The organism is Streptomyces sp. NPDC101490 (assembly GCF_044767145.1).
Classification (GTDB): Bacteria; Actinomycetota; Actinomycetes; order Streptomycetales; family Streptomycetaceae; genus Streptomyces.
On sequence record NZ_JBIWNI010000003.1, the window covers coordinates 427,987 to 447,879 of the forward strand.

15 protein-coding genes are annotated in these 19,893 nt (G+C 72.7%); 13 read left to right on the forward strand and 2 right to left on the reverse strand.

The annotated features are described in order from the left end of the window. Positions 1 to 249 precede the first annotated feature (249 nt). From ACIRQY_RS09560 to ACIRQY_RS09570, 3 genes are all read left to right on the forward strand, one after another. Positions 250 to 855, forward strand: a complete 606-nt coding sequence (locus tag ACIRQY_RS09560; RefSeq protein ID WP_351779545.1) for a DUF3043 domain-containing protein — start codon at positions 250 to 252, stop codon at positions 853 to 855. Positions 856 to 920: 65 nt separating this feature from the next. Next, the gene (locus tag ACIRQY_RS09565) at positions 921 to 1,697 is read left to right on the forward strand and encodes a class I SAM-dependent methyltransferase (RefSeq protein WP_351779878.1); all 777 of its coding nucleotides are present in this window, start codon (positions 921 to 923) and stop codon (positions 1,695 to 1,697) included. 276 nt (positions 1,698 to 1,973) lie between these two features. Further along, positions 1,974 to 3,047 (forward strand): trypsin-like peptidase domain-containing protein, encoded by a 1,074-nt coding sequence (locus ACIRQY_RS09570; protein ID WP_351779547.1) that lies wholly within the window; start codon positions 1,974 to 1,976, stop codon positions 3,045 to 3,047. Positions 3,048 to 3,348: 301 nt separating this feature from the next. Here the strand turns inward: ACIRQY_RS09570 and ACIRQY_RS09575 are convergent, their stop codons facing one another. Continuing rightward, positions 3,349 to 3,555, reverse strand: a complete 207-nt coding sequence (locus tag ACIRQY_RS09575; RefSeq protein ID WP_351779550.1) for a hypothetical protein — start codon at positions 3,553 to 3,555, stop codon at positions 3,349 to 3,351. A 91-nt stretch (positions 3,556 to 3,646) separates the two neighbouring features. Between ACIRQY_RS09575 and ACIRQY_RS09580 the strand changes: the two genes are divergently transcribed. From ACIRQY_RS09580 to ACIRQY_RS09595, 4 genes are all read left to right on the forward strand, one after another. Next, on the forward strand, positions 3,647 to 4,849 hold the full coding sequence (locus ACIRQY_RS09580; protein ID WP_403923310.1) for a bifunctional adenosylcobinamide kinase/adenosylcobinamide-phosphate guanylyltransferase: 1,203 nt from the start codon (positions 3,647 to 3,649) through the stop codon (positions 4,847 to 4,849). Positions 4,850 to 4,894: 45 nt separating this feature from the next. Continuing rightward, positions 4,895 to 5,983: a nicotinate-nucleotide--dimethylbenzimidazole phosphoribosyltransferase gene (cobT, locus tag ACIRQY_RS09585; protein WP_403923312.1), complete on the forward strand. Its 1,089-nt coding sequence runs from the start codon at positions 4,895 to 4,897 to the stop codon at positions 5,981 to 5,983. Positions 5,984 to 6,331: 348 nt separating this feature from the next. After that, entirely contained in the window at positions 6,332 to 8,128 is a 1,797-nt protein-coding gene (locus tag ACIRQY_RS09590; RefSeq protein WP_403923314.1) for a phosphatidylglycerol lysyltransferase domain-containing protein, read from the forward strand. Further along, positions 8,125 to 8,853, forward strand: coding sequence for a hypothetical protein (locus ACIRQY_RS09595; protein WP_403923316.1), 729 nt, complete (start codon positions 8,125 to 8,127; stop codon positions 8,851 to 8,853). Before ACIRQY_RS09590 ends, ACIRQY_RS09595 begins: the two co-directional genes overlap by 4 nt. On the opposite strand, the gene ACIRQY_RS09600 is transcribed toward ACIRQY_RS09595, so the two are convergent. Next, positions 8,793 to 9,557, reverse strand: a complete 765-nt coding sequence (locus ACIRQY_RS09600) for a hypothetical protein (RefSeq protein ID WP_351779564.1) — start codon at positions 9,555 to 9,557, stop codon at positions 8,793 to 8,795. The genes ACIRQY_RS09595 and ACIRQY_RS09600 overlap by 61 nt on opposite strands. Positions 9,558 to 9,624: 67 nt before the next feature. On the opposite strand from ACIRQY_RS09600, the gene ACIRQY_RS09605 reads away from it, so the two are divergent. From ACIRQY_RS09605 to aceE, 6 genes are all read left to right on the forward strand, one after another. Then, positions 9,625 to 10,389: an adenosylcobinamide-GDP ribazoletransferase gene (locus tag ACIRQY_RS09605; RefSeq protein ID WP_403923318.1), complete on the forward strand. Its 765-nt coding sequence runs from the start codon at positions 9,625 to 9,627 to the stop codon at positions 10,387 to 10,389. A gap of 772 nt (positions 10,390 to 11,161) precedes the next feature. Beyond that, positions 11,162 to 12,661, forward strand: coding sequence for a leucyl aminopeptidase (locus ACIRQY_RS09610; RefSeq protein ID WP_403923320.1), 1,500 nt, complete (start codon positions 11,162 to 11,164; stop codon positions 12,659 to 12,661). Between the two features lie 289 nt (positions 12,662 to 12,950). Further along, on the forward strand, positions 12,951 to 14,339 hold the full coding sequence (gene lpdA, locus ACIRQY_RS09615) for a dihydrolipoyl dehydrogenase (protein ID WP_351779572.1): 1,389 nt from the start codon (positions 12,951 to 12,953) through the stop codon (positions 14,337 to 14,339). Positions 14,340 to 14,401: 62 nt separating this feature from the next. Further along, the gene (gene sucB, locus ACIRQY_RS09620; protein ID WP_403923322.1) at positions 14,402 to 16,147 is read left to right on the forward strand and encodes a 2-oxoglutarate dehydrogenase, E2 component, dihydrolipoamide succinyltransferase; all 1,746 of its coding nucleotides are present in this window, start codon (positions 14,402 to 14,404) and stop codon (positions 16,145 to 16,147) included. A gap of 120 nt (positions 16,148 to 16,267) precedes the next feature. Next, positions 16,268 to 16,891, forward strand: coding sequence for a GntR family transcriptional regulator (locus ACIRQY_RS09625; protein ID WP_351779577.1), 624 nt, complete (start codon positions 16,268 to 16,270; stop codon positions 16,889 to 16,891). Between the two features lie 279 nt (positions 16,892 to 17,170). Beyond that, a complete protein-coding gene (gene aceE, locus ACIRQY_RS09630) occupies positions 17,171 to 19,876 on the forward strand; it encodes a pyruvate dehydrogenase (acetyl-transferring), homodimeric type (protein ID WP_351779580.1) in 2,706 nt (901 codons plus the stop codon). Positions 19,877 to 19,893: the final 17 nt, after the last annotated feature.

The following is a 19,893-nucleotide window of genomic DNA, read 5'->3' on the forward strand; positions in this document are numbered from 1 at the left end:
GGACTACGGGTCCAGCTCTTCGACAGGTTCCACAGTACGGTCCCTGGCTCCATTACCGCACTGTTCGGAGGCGGATGCGCTCCTCCCCAAGGACGACTGCGTCCCCGGACGCCTCCCGCGCAAGGAGTAGACGGATCTAGGGGAAGACCAGGTCCGGCCTCCGTACGTACTGTCGAGGACGCACTCCGTTAGCGGATCGTTCCCGCCCGGCATGGGGTTCATGCCCACCACCCCGTACCCTTGGGTTTTGTGTTCCGTAGCCGTTCGAAGGATGAGAAGGCCCCCACCGACAAGGTGACGGCGGACCTCTCCACCAGCCAGCCCCGCGACCCCGAGGCCCCCAAGGGCCGCCCGACGCCGAAGCGGAGTGAGGCGCAGAGCCAGCGCCGACGCGCCGCGACGGTGCCGACCGACCGCAAGGAGGCCGCCAAGCGCCAGCGCGAGGCCCGCCGCTCGGACCTGGCCCGTCAGCGCGACGCGCTGGCGAGCGGCGACGAGCGTTACCTGCCCGCCCGCGACAAGGGGCCGGTCCGCCGCTTCGTGCGTGACTTCGTCGACTCGCGGTTCGCGATCGCCGAGTACTTCCTGCCGATGGCCGTGGTGATCCTGGTGCTGTCGCTGTTCGGCAACGCCAACCGTGGCCTGCAGAACATCTCGCTGCTGCTGTGGCTCGGTGTGATCATCCTGATCGTCATCGACTCGGTCGGCATCTGGATCCGGCTGCGCAAGCAGCTGGCCGTGCGCTTCCCGGACCAGCCGAAGCGCGGCGCGGTGGCCTACGGTCTGATGCGTACGCTCCAGATGCGCCGACTGCGGCTGCCGAAGCCGCAGGTCAAGCGCGGAGAGCGGCCCTGAGCGCCGACAGTACGGAGTCCGGCGTGCCCGCCTTCGGCGCGGCCACGTCGGAGAGCGGCGCGCCCGTGCTGCCCGTCGTGGCGCACTGGCCCGTCGGGACCGGCGGGCTGCGCGACACCATCCGGCAGGAGATCGTCGCCCGCCAGGTGGACGAGCAGATATCCGGCCGCTACCCGGTGGGGCAGCGGCTGCGGGTCCTCGACGCGGGCATGGGCCAGGGCGCGCAGGCGCTGCGGCTGGCCCGCGCGGGCCACACCGTCACCGGCCTCGAAGCCGATCCCGGTCTGCTGAAGGCGGCCCGCGACTCGCTGGCGACCGAGCCCGCCGGGATCCGTGAGCGGGTCAAGCTGATCGAGGGCGACGGACGCGAGACCGGGGTGCACTTCCTCCCCGGCAGCTTCGACGTGGTCCTCTGTCACGGTGTGCTGATGTACGCGGACGAGCCCGACGCGCTGCTCGCGGGGCTGGCCCGGATGCTGGCCCCCGGGGGCCTCCTCTCCCTGGTCGTACGGAACGCGGAGGCCCTGGCCATGCGGCCGGGGCTCGCCGGCGACTGGTCCGGGGCGCTCGCGGGCTTCGACTCGGACGTCTACACGGACGACAACGGCGTGAAGGTGCGGGCCGACCGGCTCGACGCGCTGATGGCGACGCTGGCGGGGATCGCCGCGCCGCTGCACGCCTGGTACGGGGTGCGGGTCTTCACGGACGGCGTCCCGGCCGAGGCGGGCCTGCCCGCCGCCGAGGAGCTCGACCGGCTGCTCGCCGCCGAGGACCGGGCGGGCCGCACGGACCCGTACCGGCGGATGGCGTCCCTGCTGCACCTGTGCGGGGTCCGGGGCTGAACCCCGGCCGGGCTCCGGTCCGGCACCCTGATACGGCGGCCGCTTCCCCGCCTCCGAGCCGACGGCCCGCACCCCGCCCCTGAACCCGGGGCGTCGGGCCCGGCGCCCCGGGTCGGCGCACCCGCACCGGGTCTCCCGTCTCCCGGTCGGCCGTCCGTGGGCCGTCGCCCGGTCCGAAGTCCTTCTCCGGGTCCCGGTCGGACGTGCTCGGGCCCGTTCCCCCTGATCGGATGCGCTCGCCGGGCCGGGTGGCGGAGCGGAACGGATACTCCGGACATGGACGTATCCCGTGCCCACGCCCGTGCTCCTCGCCGTCTCCTCCCCCTGACCGCCGCTGCCTGCGCCGCCGCGCTCGTCGGCGGCTGCTCCTCCGGCGAGCGGGCGAGCGCGCCCGAGCGCGCCACGCAGGCGGCGGCGCCGCTCGTCGCCAACGACCTCCAGTCCGACTACGAGGCGGTCATCAGGAACGTCCTGCCGTCGGTGGTGCAGATCGACGCCTCCGACAGCCTCGGTTCGGGTGTCGTCTACGACGACAAGGGGCACATCGTCACCAACGCGCACGTGATCGGCCAGGAGAAGACCTTCAAGGTCACCGCCGCCACCGGCGGGCAGGCGATCAGTGCCCGGCTGGTCTCCTCGTACCCCGAGCAGGACCTCGCGGTGATCAAGCTGGACACGCTGCCGCAGGGCCTGAAGGCGGCGAAGTTCGGCAATTCGGCCGCCGTCGACATGGGGCAGATCGTCCTGGCGATGGGCTCCCCGCTGGGGCTGTCCGGCAGTGTGACCCAGGGCATCGTCTCGGCGACCGGCCGCACGGTCAGCGAGGGGCGGACCGGCGGCGGCACCGGCGCGACCATCCCGAACATGGTGCAGACGTCCGCGGCGATCAACCCCGGCAACAGCGGGGGCGCCCTGGTGAACCTGGACAGCGAGGTCATCGGCATCCCGACGCTCGCGGCGACCGATCCGGAGCTGGGCGGTGGTTCGGCGCCCGGCATCGGCTTCGCGATCCCCGCGTCGATGGTGCGGACGGTGGCGGACCAGATCATCAAGGACGGCCGGGTGACGGACTCCGGCCGGGCGGCCCTGGACATCACCGGCCGCACGGTGGTGAACGACAGCTACGAACCCGCGGGGGTCGCCGTGGTCGAGGCTCCGGCCGACGGCGCGGCGGGCAAGGCGGGACTGAAGCCGGGCGATGTGATCACCCGGCTCGGGGACACCGACATCACCACGATCACCTCCCTGTCGGAGGCGCTGGCCTCGATGAAGCCGGGCGACAAGGTGTCCGTGACGTACGTCCGGGGGACGCAGACGCTCAAGACCGAGGTGACGCTCGGGGAGATGTAGCGGGGCGGGCGGGCCCGGGGCGCGTGGGGATGCCCGGCCCGCGCCCGGGGCGGGTGGAGTCCGCCGGGCGGGTGTGGCCCGGGAGGCCGCCGCGCTCGTGCTCGTACCTCCGGGGTCACCGGGCGGGCGCCCCTGTCCCCGTACCTCGGAAGGCCCTACGGGCTCGTGCCCGTGATTCCGTGCCCCTCGGGGGCCTCCCGGTGCGGGGCCTCCCTCTTTCGGCCGCCCCCGGGAGTCCCGGGGGCGGCCGCGTTCCAGCGGGGTCGCCGGTGCCGCCCGGGGCGGGGGCTCCGGTCTCGCCCTAGCCCTCGGCGTCCAGCGGCATCGGGCCGTAGATCTTGGTGCCGTCCTCCGACAGGATCACCTGGTCGGCGCCGCCGCCCAGCAGGTCACGCCAGTGTTCCCCGATCCAGCTCTCCGCGTCGCCCTGGGTGGGGAACTCCTCGGGGGTCACCACCGGCTCGACCTCGGTGCCGTCGGTCTTCTCGAACCGCCACGTCCATGCCATGTACGCCTCCTGGCGCTCACCGGATGATCGGTTTCCTGCCCGCAGCGTAGCCGGGCGCGCACCGCTCGCGGTGGCGCGGGAGGATCTGAGGGTGGAACTGACTCTGCTCGGCACCGGCGCCCCGCTCGGACTCCCCCGTCCCGGCTGTCCCTGCGCCGTGTGCGCGCTCTCCCGGGGCCCCCGGGTCCGCGCGGCGACGTCGCTGCTCGTGGACGGGGCCCTGCTGCTCGACCTGACCCCGGGGGCCGCGCTCGCGGCGGCCCGCGCGGGTCACTCGCTCGTGGGGGTGCGGCAGGTGCTGTTGACGCATCCGCACGACGGGCCCGCCGTGGAGGTGCCCGCCGGGCTGCCCGTCGCGGGACGGGTGCCGGACGGGCGGGAGCTGACCCTGATCTCCGGCCACCGGGTGCGGGCGGTCGCGATGGACTCCCCCGGCACCGGGTACGAGGTGGTGTCGGCGGACGGCGAGCGGCTGCTGTACCTGCCGCCCGGCGGCGCCCCGGCCGGTCTCCCGGACGGGCACCGGACGCCGTACGACATGGTCGTCGCCGATGTGACGGGCCGCCCGGACGCGCTGGCCCGGCTGCGGGCGACCGGCGCGGTGGGCGCGGCGACCGAGGTGATCGCGGTGCACCTGGACCACGACGGGCCGACCGGTCCCGAGCTGGACCGGCGGCTCGCCTCGGCGGGCGCGCGGGCCGTGCCGGACGGGACGACGCTGTACGTGGGCGACTACCACGAGGTGCCGGACGTGCCGCGCCGGACCCTGGTGACGGGCGGGGCGCGGTCGGGGAAGTCCGTGGAGGCCGAGCGGCGGCTGGAGACCTTCCCCGAGGTGCTGTACGTGGCGACGGGCGGCGGCCGGGAGGGCGACCGGGAGTGGGCGGAGCGGGTGGGTCTGCACCGGGAGCGGCGGCCCGCGTCCTGGCGGACCGCCGAGACCTGCGACCTGGTGCCGCTGCTCGGAGGGGAGGGTCCCGCGCTGCTCGTGGACTGTCTGTCGCTGTGGCTGACGGACGCCATGGACCGGGTGGGCGCCTGGGACGACACGGCGTGGGAGTCCGGCGGGCGCGAGGCGCTGCGGGAGCGGACGGCAGAGCTGGTGGCGGCGGTGCGGGCGACCCGCAGGACGGTGGTGGCGGTGACGAACGAGGTCGGCTCGGGGGTGGTGCCCGCGACGGCGGCCGGGCGCCGGTTCCGGGACGAGCTGGGGCGGCTGAACGCGGCTTTCGCGGACGAGTGCGAGGAGGTGCTGCTCGTGGTCGCCGGTCAGCCGTTCGTGCTGCGCGGGTAGGGTGCGAGCACCGATGCCCCGGCCGACAGTCACAAGGCGGAACCCGTGAATCTGGACGACTTCTCCGATCTGATCGAGCGCGCCGACGGCGGCGTCCGGCGCGACGCCGAGGAGCGGCGCCAGCGTCTTGCCGTGCCGCCGGGGGCGCTCGGGCGGCTCGACGAGCTCGGGGAGTGGCTGTCGGCCGCGCAGTCCTCGGTCAAGGTGCGGGCGGTCGAGCAGCCGAAGGTGGTGCTGTTCGCGGGCGACCACGGGATCGCCTCGCTCGGTGTGTCGGGCCGGGCGGCGGGCACCGCCCATGAGCTGGTGCGGGCCGTCCTGGACGGGGAGAGCCCGGTCGCGGTGCTCGCCCGGGTCTCGGGCGTGCCGGTGCGGGTGGTGGACGCCGCTCTGGACTGCGATCCGGCGCTGCTTCCCGCCGAGGTCACCCGGCACCGGGTGCGGCGCGGCAGCGGCCGGATCGACGTGGAGGACGCGCTGACGGTCGAGGAGACCGAGGCGGCCGTCCGGCTCGGTGTCGCGGTCGCCGACGAGGAGGCGGACTCGGGCACCGATCTGGTGGTGCTCGGTGATCTGAGCGTCGGCGGGACGACTCCGGCGGCCACCCTGATCGCCGCCCTGTGCGGGACGGACGCGTCCGTGGTGACGGGCCGGGGCGGCGCGGGCATCGACGACCTGGCGTGGATGCGCAAGTGCGCGGCGGTCCGGGACTCGCTGCGGCGGGCCCGGCCGGTCCTGGGCGACCAGCTGGAGCTGCTCACGGCGGTCGGCGGGGCGGACCTGGCGGCGATGACCGGTTTCCTGCTGCAGGCCTCGGTGCGGCGGATGCCGGTGATCCTGGACGGTGTGGTCGGGGCGGCCTGTGCGCTGGTGGCGCAGCGGGCGGCGTTCCGGGCGCCGGACTGGTGGCTGGCGGGCCAGGTGAGCGGGGAGCCCGCGCAGGCGAAGGCGCTGGACCGGATGGCGCTCAACCCTCTGCTGGACCACGGCGTCCAGGTGGGTGAGGGAACCGGGGCTCTGCTCGCGCTTCCCCTCGTCAGGGCCGCGGCGGCACTCGCCGCGGAGCTGCCCGAGCGTCCGGACCCGACCGTTCCGGACGACGCGGACGGTGCCGGGGACGACTCCGGCGGCTGACGGGGAGCGGTGGACGGACGGCACCGGGGAGGGGCGCGCCCCCCCCCCGCCCCCCCCCCCCCCGCGCCCCCCCCCCCCCCCCCCCCCCCAAAAAACCGATTTTTTTGTTTTGTTCCGGTTTTCGCCCCCCGCCGCCCCCCCCGCCCCCCCCAGGAACGCGGGCGGCACCCGCACGACCGGTCCGAGGCGTGCCCTCCCGGGGCCGGACGTGGTGCGGCGGGGGGGGGGCCGGGGGGGGGGGGGGGGGGGGGGGGGGGGCCGGGGGGGGGGGGGGGGGGCCGCCCCCCCCGCGCCCCCCCGTCTCCGGCGTCGCCGCATGACCAGCGGCGCCCCATATGATCGCTTTTTATGGGAGAGGTCCGTTTGTCCGCCGAAGGAGCGCCCAGGGGCACCACCGCCCGGTCGCGGCGCGCTGCCGCGTTCGCCGTCTGGTACCTGCGCGCCGTCACGTTCGTCAATTTCCTGAGCGCCGTCTGGGTGTCGTTCGGACAGGACCTGCGCCGTCACAACGAGGCCGACTTCTTCACCCCGTACATGCTCACGGCGGGATTCGCCTCGGGGGTCTTCACGCTCTTCCTGGCGATCACCATGCGGCGCCGCAAGCGGGCCGCGTGGATCCTCAACCTCGTGCTGAGCGGCCTGTTCCTGCTGCTGTTCGCGCTGGTGATGTTCCTCCCGGAGATCCGGCAGCACACCCAGAACTGGATCTCGCTGGTCCTGACCGCCGCCTTCGTGCTCGCGCTGCTCCTCGGCCGCAGGGAGTTCTACGCGAAGGGCGACCGTTCCAACCCGCTCCTCGCGGCGGCCGTCGCGGTCGGCGGGCTGCTCGTCACCTCGCTGGCCGCCGCCTTCCTCGTCACCGTCACCAACACCTCCGCCACCCATCCCGGCTTCCTGGAGCGCTGGCGGTACGGCGTGATGCGCCTCGTCACCCTGGCCTCCTCGGGCGACGCCCGCTTCCCCGACATCCACACCCCCGGCTGGGTGGACGTCACCATCAACGTGCTGTCCACGCTGCTGCTCTTCGCGGTGCTGTTCGCCGCCTTCCGCTCCCGCCGGGCCGTCGACCCGCTGACCGAGGCGGACGAGGAGCGGCTGCGGGCCCTGCTCGACAAGTACGGGGAGCGGGACTCCCTCGGCTACTTCGCGCTGCGCCGCGAGAAGAGCGTGGTGTGGTCGCCGAGCGAGAAGGCCGCCGTCACCTACCGGGTGGTCGGCGGGGTGTCGCTGGCCTCCGGCGATCCGATCGGCGACCCCGAGGCCTGGCCCGGGGCCATCGAGCCCTGGCTCGCCGAGGCCAGGGAGCACGGCTGGATCCCCGCGGTGATGGGGGCGAGCGAGGAGGCCGGCACGATCTACGCCCGGCACGGCCTCGACGCCCTGGAGCTGGGTGACGAGGCGATCGTGGAGACCGACGAGTTCACCCTGGACGGGCGGGCCATGCGGACCGTGCGGCAGGCGTACAACCGGGTGAAGCGGGCCGGGTACGAGGTCCGGGTCCGGCGCCACGAGGACATCCCGGACGACGAGATGGCCGAGCTGCTGCGGAAGGCCGACGACTGGCGGGACGGCGCCACCGAGCGCGGCTTCTCGATGGCTCTGGGCCGCCTCGGCGACCCCCACGACGGCCGCTGCGTGATGCTGGAGTGCCGGGACGCCGGGGTCGGCGGCACCGGGGAGGACGCTGCCGAAGGCGAACTGCGGGCCGTGCTGTCCTTCGTGCCGTGGGGCCCGGAGGGGCTCTCCCTCGACCTGATGCGCCGCGACCGCGACTCCGAGAACGGCCTGATGGAGTTCATGGTCATCGAGCTGCTCCAGCGCGCGAAGGAGATCGGGATCACTCAGGTCTCACTGAACTTCGCGATGTTCCGTTCCGTCTTCGAACGCGGCTCGAAGCTCGGAGCGGGACCCGTGCTGCGCATGTGGCGTTCCCTGCTCAGTTTCTTCTCCCGTTGGTGGCAGATCGAGTCGCTGTACCGCGCCAACGCCAAGTACCGACCGATCTGGGAGCCCCGATTCATGCTCTTCGAGAAGAGTGCGGACCTGCTGCGCATCGGCCTCGCGGCCGGTCGCGCGGAAGGATTCCTGGAGGCCCCGGGGCTTCCGAAGTGGCTGCACCGCAGACATCTGGAGAGCGGCCGTTGAGCCGGTCCGGCGTCCGGGGCTTCGCCCGCCGCGAGTGGGGCCCGCTGTTCGGCACGGTACGGACGGCGCTGGCCACCCGTCGGTGGCGGGCGGTGCCGATGACCCTGATCGCCGTCTGTCTGACCGCTCTCTTCCAGCTCGTGCAGAACCAGGACTGGGGCTATCAGCCGGTCCAGGCCATCGGCTCCGTACGGGCCGAGGACCCGCTGTGGCTCTCGCTGCTGCGGACCCCGTTCTCGCTCTTCGTCCCGGCGCTCGACCTGCCGGTGTGGGGCGCCCTCGCCCAGATCCTGCTGGTCTTCGGGATCGCCGAGATCTGCCTCGGCCGGTGGCGGACGCTGGCCGTCGCCTATCTGGCGACCCTCGCCGGGACGCTGTACGCGCGCCTGGGCATCGCCCTGGGCCCCGACGGGCCGCTCGGGCTGCCCGCCTCGGACGCGCGGGTCGTGGACACCGGCCCCTCGGCGGCGGTGGTGGGTCTCGCGGTGTACGTCTGCTGGCGGCTGCGGGCCCGCTGGACGGGCGCGCTGGTGGTGCTCGCGATGGTCGTGGAAGTGATCGTCAAGCCGAACCTGGCGGGCAAGGAGCATCTGGCGGCCATCGCCGCCGTCCTGGTCCTGATCGTCGTCCTGCGCGGCTGGGACCGCCGTCGGGGCGGGCCGGGTCAGGAGGACGAGGAGCCCCGCCCGGGGACCCGTTCCTGGAAGCCGCCGATCACGTCCTGAAAGCGGCGCCGGACCTTGGTCCAGCGCTTGTCGTGGCGGTACGCGCGGACGAGGGAGCGGGCGCGCGCCCGGTGGCGGCGGGGGTAGAGGCGACGGGCCCACCAGGAGCCGGGGCGGGCGAGCCGGACGGCCCCGATGATCGCGACGAACGGGACCAGGGTCCCGATCAGGGCCATCCGGAACTTCCCCTTCACCAGGGTGACCAGGACGAAGAGGAAGTTGATCGTCAGGGTCAGGACGAAGGTGGTCCGGTCGGTGCGCTCCTCGGCGGTCATGTCGTCGACGCCGAGCGGCGAGAAGCCGCTGAGGGCCAGCAGCACCAGGGCGGCGGTGAGCACCACGACCTCGACGCTCTGGCGGCCCTCCTCGCTCCAGTAGACGTCGTCGAGGTGCAGGATCAGCGCGAACTCGTCCAGGACGAGACCCGCGCCGATCCCGAAGACCACGGCGAAGACGGCGGCGCCGGGACCGTGCCGGTCGCTGCCCACGGCGCCGAACCCGCCGAGGACGGTGAGCACCACGCCGGGCACGACGTGATGGATGTGGAGCCCTCCAGAAGAAACGTTTCGGAAAGGTCCCTTGCCCGCCCGGATGAGCCGGGTGACCGCCCGCGTGACCAGGAAGGTCACAACGAACGAGGTCAGCGCCAGGAGCGTCGGGAGTTTCCCGGGCTCGACGATGTTGCGGGCGAACCAGTGACCCATGCCACCCCGATCCGAAATGAGCCGTATGCGCAATCTACCGTCCGGGTCCGACGATTACCCTGCCCGGATGGACGGCCTGCGTTTCGCCTTCGGCACCCTCACGGTGTTCCCCGCCCGCATCACCCGCTGGGACCGGGACGCGGCACGCGCCGGGATGCTCTGCGCCCCCGTCGCCGGGCTCGCCGTCGGGGTCTGCGCCGCCACCCTCGGCAGCGCCTTCCTGCTGCTGGGCTCCGGTCCGCTGCTCGCCGCCGTCGTCACCACCGCCGTACCCGCCGCCCTCACCCGCGGCCTCCACCTCGACGGGCTCGCCGACACCGCCGACGGCCTCGGCAGCGCCAAGCCCGCCGAGGACGCGCTGCGCATCATGAAGCAGTCCGACATCGGCCCGTTCGGGGTCGTCGCCCTGGCCCTCGTGCTCCTCGCCCAGGTCGCCGCGCTCTTCGAGCTGTACGGGGAGGGCTGGGCGCAGGGCGCCGCCGGAACGGTCCTCGCCGCGGTCGTCGCCCGGCTCACCCTCACCCACGCCTCCCGGCACGGCGTCCCCGCGGCCCGCCCGGAGGGCCTCGGCGCGATCGTCGCCGCCACGGTCCCGGTCCGCTCCGTGACCCTCACGACCGCGCTGGTCCTGGTCCTCTGCGCGGCGACGGGCCTGCTGTTCTCCTCGTACGACGCCGTCCACCAGGTCCTGGCGGCGGGAGCCGCGATGGGCGCGGCGGCGCTGCTGCTCCGCCGGTGCGTGCGCCGCTTCGGCGGGGTCACGGGGGACGTGTTCGGCGCCCTCGAGGAGACGGCGGCGACGGTGGCCCTGGTGGCGCTGACCCTGGGCTGAGGCCGGGCGGGCCGTGTTTCCGGGCCCGCGCTCCGGGCGGGCCCGGCCGGTCCGGGACCACGCCCCGTCGCCGCCTCGAAGGCCGGGGATCCGGCCAGGTGATCCGAAGGGGTCCGCCCTCCCGGCGGCGGTGGCACCCGCCGTGATGCCGCCGGGGCCGCCGGACCGGCCGCCCTCGCCGGTGCGGCCGCCCTCGCCGGTGCGGCCGCCCTCGCCGGTGCGGTCGAGCCCGACGCCGGGGTGCGCCCGGGTACGGGGTGCGCCGGGTCCGGGGCGCGCCGGTCCGGGCGTCGACCTACGGAATCCCGAAGGTCCTTTCGGGCGCCCGGACGGCACGGTGGCGGCGCGTACGGCCGCCGTGGTGGCGAGCGCGGCCGGTCCGGGCCGTACGTGCGACGCGGGAGCCCCGGCGGTCGCGGAGCCCGCTCCCGGGCGTACGGATTCGGCCGGAGTGCGTCGGGGCAGGCCCCTCCCCGGCGGGACCTCCCGCGTCCGGTACGGAAGCGAAGGGCCCCTGGAGACATCGCAGATGGTGCGCAGACACGAGTGGCGCCACCCCGTGATCGAGGTGAGTGCGGAGGAGCGCTCCGGGCCCGGACCGCACACCTGAAAGAGACATCACCGAGGAGTGGACCAACGCCGCCGTGAGCGAACCGGGTGCGCGAGCGTAGGCTCGTTCTCGGCGCTCTTCGGGCCGAAATACGATGCGGCGGGCACGGTCGGCCCATCCCTCGACCGCCACAGAACTCAATGGAAGCGAGATTTCACCACCGTGACTGCTCTCACTCTCAGCACTGCCGGTGCGGCGACGCTGCGTGCCGACGTCCTCGTCGTCGGCATCGCGAAGTCCGGGAAGGCGCTGGTCGTCGCCCCGGGCGCCGAGGCCGTCGACAAGGCCTTCGAAGGCCGGCTCGCCGACGTCCTGGAGACCCTGGGCGCCTCGGGTGCCGAGGGAGAGGCGACGAAGCTGCCCGCCCCCGCCGGCCTCAAGGCTCCCGTCGTCCTCGCCGTCGGTCTGGGCTCCGCCCCCGAGGACGGCGAGTCCTACGGCACCGAGGTCCTCCGCCGCGCGGCGGGCACCGCCGCCCGCGTCCTGACCGGCACGAAGAAGGCCGCGTTCGCGCTGCCGATCGCCGCCGCCGAGGACGCCGGCGCCGTCGCCGAGGGCGCCCTGCTGGGCGCGTACGCCTACACCGCGTACCAGGAGACCGCCAAGAAGCCGCTGGGCGAGGTGGCCCTGCTCGGTGCCAAGCCGCGCGACAAGGCCCACAAGGCCGCCGCCGAGCGCGCCCAGGCCGTGGCCGAGGAGATCAACCGCGCCCGCGACCTGATCAACATGCCGCCGAACGACCTGACCCCGGCCGCGTTCGCCGCCGCCGCCCAGGCCGCGGGCAAGGAGCACGGCCTGAAGGTCCAGGTCCTCGACGAGAAGGCGCTCGCCAAGGGCGGCTACGGCGGCATCCTGGGCGTCGGCAAGGGCTCCGAGAACCCGCCGCGCCTGGTCCGCGTCGCCTACACCCACCCGAAGGCGGAGAAGACCCTGGCCCTGGTCGGCAAGGGCATCACCTACGACTCGGGCGGCATCTCCCTGAAGCCGGCCGGGCACAACGAGACGATGAAGTGCGACATGAGCGGCGCCGCCGCCGTGTTCTCCTCCGTCGTCGCGGCCGCCCGCCTCGGCCTGGAGGTCAACGTCACCGGCTGGCTCGCCCTCGCCGAGAACATGCCGTCCGGCTCCGCCACCCGCCCGGGTGACGTGCTGCGCATGTACAGCGGCAAGACCGTCGAGGTCCTGAACACCGACGCCGAGGGCCGCCTCGTCCTCGCCGACGCGCTGACCAAGGCGTCCGAGGAGAACCCGGACGCGATCGTCGACGTGGCGACCCTGACCGGCGCCATGGTCCTGGCGCTCGGCAACCGCACCTTCGGCATCATGTCCAACGACGACGACTACCGCACCGCGATCCACGAGATCGCGGGCGAGGTCGGCGAGGCGTCCTGGCCGATGCCGCTCCCCGCGGACCTGCGCAAGGGCCTGGACTCCCCCACCGCCGACATGGCGAACATCGGCGAGCGGATGGGCGGCGGCATGGTCGCCGGTATCTTCCTCCAGGAGTTCGTGGGCGAGGGCATCACCTGGGCGCACCTGGACATCGCGGGCCCGGCCTTCCACGAGGGCGCGCCGTACGGCTACACCCCGAAGGGCGGTACCGGCTCCTCGGTGCGCACCCTGGTGAAGCTGGCCGAGCGCACGGCGGCCGGCGAGGTCTGAGCGACCGCGATGAACCGCTGACGGTACGGCCCCGGGGACGGCGTCCCCGGGGCCGTACCGTTCGCCCACGACGAAATCCGCACATTCGTACCAGCTGACAACCCCCGCGTACGGACGAGAGGCCGGTCTCACACACCGGCCCCGCGTCCCGTCCGCCGTCAACAAGTGCGAAGATGGGTTCTCGGCAGGACAGGGCCCCCACCACAGGGCCGAAAATAAGCGGCCGCACACCAGCCGCCGCCTGGTCATCGAGGACCGGCGACGAGCGCACATGCATGGAGGACGTGACGTGGCGAACGACGCCAGCACCGTTTTCGACCTAGTGATCCTCGGCGGCGGTAGCGGCGGTTACGCCGCGGCGCTGCGCGGAGCTCAGCTGGGCCTGGACGTCGCACTGATCGAGAAGAACAAGCTCGGCGGCACCTGCCTGCACAACGGCTGCATCCCCACGAAGGCCCTGCTCCACGCCGGTGAGGTCGCCGACCAGACCCGCGAGGCGGAGCAGTTCGGTGTCAAGGCCTCCTTCGAGGGCATCGACATCAAGGCCGTGCACAAGTACAAGGACGACGTGATCTCGGGCCTGTACAAGGGTCTGCAAGGTCTCGTGGCCTCCCGCAAGGTGACCTACATCGAGGGCACGGGTCACCTGTCCTCGCCGACCTCCGTGGACGTCGACGGGCGTCGCGTCGAGGGCCGTCACGTCCTGCTCGCCACGGGTTCCGTGCCGAAGTCGCTGCCGGGTCTGGAGATCGACGGCAACCGGATCATCACCTCGGACCACGCGCTGACGCTGGACCGGGTGCCGGAGTCCGCGATCATCCTCGGCGGCGGTGTCATCGGCGTCGAGTTCGCCTCCGCGTGGAAGTCCTTCGGCACCGACGTGACGGTGATCGAGGGCATGAAGCACCTCGTCCCGGTCGAGGACGAGAACAGCTCGAAGCTTCTTGAGCGCGCGTTCCGCAAGCGCGGCATCAAGTTCAACCTCGGCACCTTCTTCCAGTCCGCCGAGTACACCGACAGCGGCGTCAAGGTCACCCTGGCCGACGGCAAGACCTTCGAGGCCGAGGTGCTCCTGGTCGCCATCGGCCGCGGCCCGGTCTCCGCCGGTCTCGGTTACGAGGAGCAGGGCGTCGCCATGGACCGCGGCTACGTCCTGGCCGACGAGTACATGCGCACCAACGTGCCGACGATCTCGGCCGTGGGCGACCTCGTCCCGACGCTCCAGCTCGCGCACGTCGGCTTCGCCGAGGGCATCCTCGTCGCGGAGCGGCTGGCCGGTCTGAAGACCGTCCCGATCGACTACGACGGTGTGCCCCGGGTGACGTACTGCCACCCCGAGGTCGCCTCCGTCGGCATCACCGAGGCCAAGGCCAAGGAGATCTACGGCGCGGACAAGGTCGTGGCCCTGAAGTACAACCTCGCGGGCAACGGCAAGAGCAAGATCCTCAAGACCGCGGGCGAGATCAAGCTCGTCCAGGTCAAGGACGGCGCCGTGGTCGGCGTCCACATGGTCGGTGACCGCATGGGCGAGCAGGTCGGCGAAGCGCAGCTGATCTACAACTGGGAGGCGCTGCCGGCCGAGGTCGCGCAGCTCATCCACGCCCACCCGACGCAGAACGAGGCGCTCGGCGAGGCCCACCTGGCCCTGGCCGGCAAGCCTCTGCACTCCCACGACTGACGCTCACGTCATCACAGGGCGCGACGACCACTTCCCGCAATTCGTTAGGAGCAACTGAAACCATGTCGGTTTCCGTAACCCTGCCGGCGCTCGGCGAGAGCGTCACCGAGGGCACCGTCACCCGCTGGCTCAAGGCCGAGGGCGAGCGCGTCGAGGCCGACGAGCCGTTGCTCGAGGTCTCGACCGACAAGGTCGACACCGAGATCCCCGCCCCCGCCTCGGGCATCCTGGCCTCCATCAAGGTCGCCGAGGACGAGACCGTCGAGGTCGGCGCCGAGCTGGCGATCATCGACGACGGTACGGGTGCCCCGGCCGCCGAGCCCGTGGCGGCTCCGGCCGCTCCGGCGCCGGTCGCCGAGGCCCCCGCCGCCCCGGCCCCGGCCCCGGTGGCCGAGGCTCCGGCCGCTCCGGCGGGCGGTGCCACCGGCACCGACGTCGTGCTGCCCGCGCTGGGCGAGTCCGTGACCGAGGGCACCGTGACCCGCTGGCTGAAGTCGGTCGGCGAGACCGTCGAGGCCGACGAGCCGCTCCTGGAGGTCTCCACGGACAAGGTCGACACCGAGATCCCGGCGCCCGCCTCCGGCGTGCTCCTGGAGATCGTCGTCGCCGAGGACGAGACCGCCGAGGTCGGCGCCAAGCTCGCCGTCATCGGTGCCGCGGGCGCTGCTCCGGCCGCCGCCCCGGCCCCGGCCCCGGCCGCTCCGGCCCCCGCCGCCGCTCCGGCCCCGGCTCCGGCCCCGGTCGCCGCTCCGGCCCCGGCCCCCGTGGCCGCCCCTGCCCCGGTCGCCGCCCCGGCTCCCGTCGCCGCCCCGGCTCCGGCCGCCCCGGCCCCGTCCATCGCCCCGGCGCTGGTCACCCCGGTCCCGGCCGCTCCGGCCGAGGACGGCGCCTACGTGACCCCGCTGGTCCGCAAGCTCGCCACCGAGAACGGTGTCGACCTGGGGTCCGTCAAGGGTTCGGGCGTCGGCGGTCGCATCCGCAAGCAGGACGTCCTCTCGGCCGCCGAGGCCAAGAAGGCCGCCCAGGCCCCCGCCGCCGCTCCGGCCGCCGCCGCGCCGAAGGCCCCCGCCCTGGAGGTCTCCCCGCTGCGTGGCCAGACGGTCAAGATGACCCGCATGCGCAAGGTCATCGGCGACAACATGATGAAGGCGCTGCACGGCCAGGCCCAGCTGACCTCGGTCGTCGAGGTCGACATCACCAAGCTGATGAAGCTGCGCACCCGTGCCAAGGACGCGTTCGCCGCCCGTGAGGGCGTCAAGCTCTCCCCGATGCCGTTCTTCGTGAAGGCGGCGGCCCAGGCGCTGAAGGCCCACCCGGTCATCAACGCCCGGATCAACGAGGGCGAAGGCACGATCACCTACTTCGACACCGAGAACATCGGTATCGCGGTGGACTCCGAGAAGGGTCTGATGACCCCGGTCATCAAGGGTGCGGGCGACCTGAACATCGCCGGCATCTCCAAGAAGACCGCGGAGCTCGCCGGTGCGGTGCGCGCCAGCAAGATCACCCCGGACGACCTGGCCGGTGCGACCTTCACCATCTCCAACACCGGCTCGCGCGGCGCGCTCTTCGACACGATCATCGTGCCGCCGAACCAGGTCGCCATCCTGGGCATCGGCGCCACCGTGCGCCGTCCGGTCGTCATCAACCACCCGGACCTGGGTGAGACGATCGCGATCCGCGACATGACGTACGTCGCGCTGTCCTACGACCACCGTCTGGTGGACGGCGCCGACGCCGCCCGCTACCTGACCTCGGTCAAGGCGATCCTGGAGGCCGGTGAGTTCGAGGTCGACCTCGGGCTGTAACCACGTGCGCCGGAAGGCAACGTAACGAGCCTCACCTGCGGCGCCCCCGTCCGGAAGTGTTTCCGGACGGGGGCGCCGCCGTATTGTCTTGAGAGTCAACACTCCCCGAGGAGCCGCGTCATGACCGTCCCCGTCGTCCACTCGCTGCGCGAGCAGATCCGCGAGCACATCGTGGAGGGGATCGTCAGCGGCCGCTGGAAGCCGGGCGAGCGCATCGTGGAGCGCAGGATCGCGACCGAGCTGGAGGTCTCCCAGACCCCCGTCCGGGAGGCGCTGCGCGAGCTGGAGTCGCTGCGGCTGATCGAGTCGGCGCCGAACAAGGGCGTCCGGGTCCGCAACCTGACCGCCGCCGACCTGGAGGAGAGCTATCCCGTCCGGGCCGGTCTCGAACAGATCGCGGCCGAGCTGGCGGCGGGGCGCCTGTCGGCGGACTGCTCGGCCCTGGAGCCGCACGTGGCGGCCCTCTACGAGGCGGACGCCACCTCCGACGGAACGGCGCAGGTGCGGCACACGGTGGCCTTCCACCGGGAGCTGGTGAAGGCGGCGGGGAACAGCGTGCTGCTGCACACCTGGGAGACGCTCGGCATCGAGGTCTTCACGGCGCTGTCGATCCGCTGGCTGGGAACCGTCCAGAAGTCGTACGCGGAGGAGCACCAGGAGCTGGTGGAGGCCTTCCGCAGGGGTGATCCGCAGATCGGCGCGCTGGTGAAGGCGCACGTCCTGGGATGCGCGCCGCGCGCCTGAACTTCTGGAACTTCCTGGTGGCCCCGCACTGACGGGGCTTCGCTCATTTGTGCGAGGTTCTTCTCAGAAAGCGCCCCTCACCTGCGAAAACCAGGCACCCGGTGCCCCATTTCGCGGCACCCTGTGCCGACTTTCTCGATTCGAAGAGATTTTCCCCTTCAATCTTTGATCGATCATCGATCGTCGGTTTAGAGTCTTCGGCGGGCCCACCCGGCCCTTCGCCCTGTCCTGCCAGACACGGCCCCCATCTCCACCCCACCTGTCCGGAAGGCGGCGATCATGACCGATCCCGTAGGCAAGATTCCGAGCGAGCTCGACCAGCTCCCGGACCGTGACACCGAGGAGACCGCCGAATGGGCGGCCTCCCTCGACGCCGTCACCAAGGCCGCCGGCCCCCATCGGGCCGCCTACCTGATGCGCCGCACGCTCCAGCACGCCGAAGGCGCGGGCCTCGCCCTGCCGAAGCTCCTGGAGACGGACTACGTCAACACCATCCCGACCTCCGCCGAGCCGACGGGCGCCGGTTTCGACGGCGACGAGGCCATGGAGCGCCGGATCACCGCCTGGAACCGCTGGAACGCGGCCGCGATGGTCACCCGCGGCTCGAAGTACGGCGTCGGCGGTCACATCGCCACGTTCGCGTCGGCCGCCTGGCTGTACGAGACCGGCTTCAACCACTTCTTCAAGGGCAAGGAAGCCGACGGTTCCGGCGACCAGCTCTACATCCAGGGCCACGCCTCCCCCGGCATCTACGCCCGCGCGTTCCTGGACGGGCGTCTGAACGAGGCCCACCTCGACAACTTCCGGCAGGAGTCCGGCGGCAACGGCCTGCCCTCCTACCCGCACCCGCGCCGGCTGCCCTGGCTGTGGGAGTTCCCCACCGTCTCCATGGGTCTGGGCCCGCTCTCCGCGATCTACCAGGCGCGCTTCAACCGCTATCTGACCAACCGCGCCATCAAGGACGTCTCCGCCTCGCACGTGTGGGCGTTCCTCGGTGACGGCGAGATGGACGAGCCCGAGTCGACCGCCGCCCTGGCGCTCGCCGCCCGCGAGGGTCTGGACAACCTGACCTTCGTCATCAACTGCAACCTCCAGCGCCTCGACGGCCCGGTCCGCGCCAACTTCAAGATCGTGCAGGAGCTGGAGGCCCAGTTCCGCGGCGCCGGCTGGAACGTCGTCAAGTCGCTGTGGGGCAACGCCTGGGACGAGCTGTTCGCGCTCGACACCACCGGCGCCCTGGTCCGCCGTCTGCGCGAGGTGCCGGACGCCCAGGTCCAGACGTACCAGACGCGTGACGCCGCCTACATCCGCCAGGACTTCTTCGGCAAGGACCCGGCGCTCGTCGAGATGGCGAAGCTGCTCTCCGACGACAAGATCCTGGAGTGCTTCCACCTGTCGCGCGGTGGCCACGAGCCCCGCAAGGTGTATGCCGCGTACAAGGCGGCCGTGGAGTTCAAGGGCGCGCCGACGGTCATCCTCGCGCAGACCGTCAAGGGCCACACCCTGGGTGCGGGCTTCGCGTCGAAGAACGCGAACCACCAGATGAAGAAGCTGTCCACGGACGAGTTCAAGAGCATGCGGGACCTGCTCGAACTCCCCATCCCGGACGACCGGTTCATCGACGGCCAGGTGCCGTACGGCCACCCCGGCGCCGACTCCCCCGAGGTCCGCTACCTCCAGGAGCGCCGCGCCGCCCTCGGCGGTCCGGCCCCGGCCCGCCGCACCCACGCGCTGGCCCCGCTGCCCGCCCCCGCCGAGAAGGCCTTCGCCGCCTTCGACAAGGGATCCGGCACGCAGTCGATGGCCACGACGATGGCGTTCGTCCGGCTGGTCAAGGACCTCATCCGCGACAAGGAGACCGGCAGGCGCTGGGTCCCGATCGTCCCGGACGAGGCCCGCACCTTCGGCATGGAGTCGCTGTTCCCGTCGCTCGGCATCTACTCGCCGAAGGGGCAGACGTACGAGCCGGTCGACCGCGACCAGCTGATGTACTACAAGGAGGCCAAGGACGGCCAGATCCTCAACGAGGGGATCACCGAGGCCGGTTCGATGGCCGACTTCATCGCCGCGTCCACCGCGTACTCCACGCACGGTGAGGCGATGATCCCGTTCTACATCTTCTACTCGATGTTCGGCTGGCAGCGGACCGCCGACCAGATGTGGCAGCTCGGCGACCAGCTCGGCCGGGGCTTCCTCGTCGGCGCGACCGCGGGCCGTACGACGCTGACGGGCGAGGGCCTCCAGCACGCCGACGGGCACTCGCCGGTGATCGCGGCGACCAACCCGGCCGCCCTGTCGTACGACCCGGCGTTCGCCTACGAGGTCGCGGCCATCGTCAAGGAGGGTCTGCGCCGGATGTACGGCGAGGCCGCCGAGGGCGAGGACCAGGACGTCTTCTACTACCTGACGGTCTACAACGAGCCGATGCCGCAGCCCGCCAAGCCGGCCGGGATCGACGAGGGCATCGTCAAGGGCCTCTACCGCTTCAACACGGCGGAGTCGGCCGGTCTCGACCTGCCCGCGAACGCCTCGCGCATCCAGCTGCTCTCCTCCGGCACCGCGATCCACTGGGCCCTGGAGGCGCAGCGGCTGCTGGCCGCCGAGTGGGGCGTGGGCGCCGACGTGTGGTCCGCGACCTCCTGGACGGAGCTGCGGCGCGACGCCCTGGAGGCGGACGCGGCGCTGCTGCGCGGCGAGGAGCGGGTGCCGTACCTCCGCAAGGCCCTTGAGGGCGTCGACTCCCCGGTGCTCGCCGTCTCGGACTACATGCGCCAGGTCCCGGACCAGATCGCGCAGTGGGTCGAGCAGGACTGGTCCTCGCTGGGCGCGGACGGCTTCGGTCTGTCGGACACCCGGGACGCGGCCCGTCGTCACTTCGGCGTCGACCCGCAGTCGATCGTCGTCGCGGCCCTCGCGCAGCTGGCCCGCCGGGGCGAGGTACCGGCCACGGCGGTCAAGGAGGCGCGCGAGCGCTACGGCCTGTAGGCCGTCGGCCTGACGGG

Bases quoted from the DNA above. Each gene is read 5' to 3' on its own strand.
- ACIRQY_RS09570 (WP_351779547.1), top strand. From the start codon at position 1,974: ATGGACGTATCCCGTGCCCACGCCCGTGCTCCTCGCCGTCTCCTCCCC.
- ACIRQY_RS09575 (WP_351779550.1), bottom strand. From the start codon at position 3,555: ATGGCATGGACGTGGCGGTTCGAGAAGACCGACGGCACCGAGGTCGAG.
- ACIRQY_RS09590 (WP_403923314.1), top strand. From the start codon at position 6,332: ATGGGAGAGGTCCGTTTGTCCGCCGAAGGAGCGCCCAGGGGCACCACC.
- ACIRQY_RS09600 (WP_351779564.1), bottom strand. From the start codon at position 9,557: ATGGGTCACTGGTTCGCCCGCAACATCGTCGAGCCCGGGAAACTCCCG.
- ACIRQY_RS09605 (WP_403923318.1), top strand. From the start codon at position 9,625: ATGGACGGCCTGCGTTTCGCCTTCGGCACCCTCACGGTGTTCCCCGCC.
- sucB (WP_403923322.1), top strand. From the start codon at position 14,402: ATGTCGGTTTCCGTAACCCTGCCGGCGCTCGGCGAGAGCGTCACCGAG.
- ACIRQY_RS09625 (WP_351779577.1), top strand. From the start codon at position 16,268: ATGACCGTCCCCGTCGTCCACTCGCTGCGCGAGCAGATCCGCGAGCAC.
- aceE (WP_351779580.1), top strand. From the start codon at position 17,171: ATGACCGATCCCGTAGGCAAGATTCCGAGCGAGCTCGACCAGCTCCCG.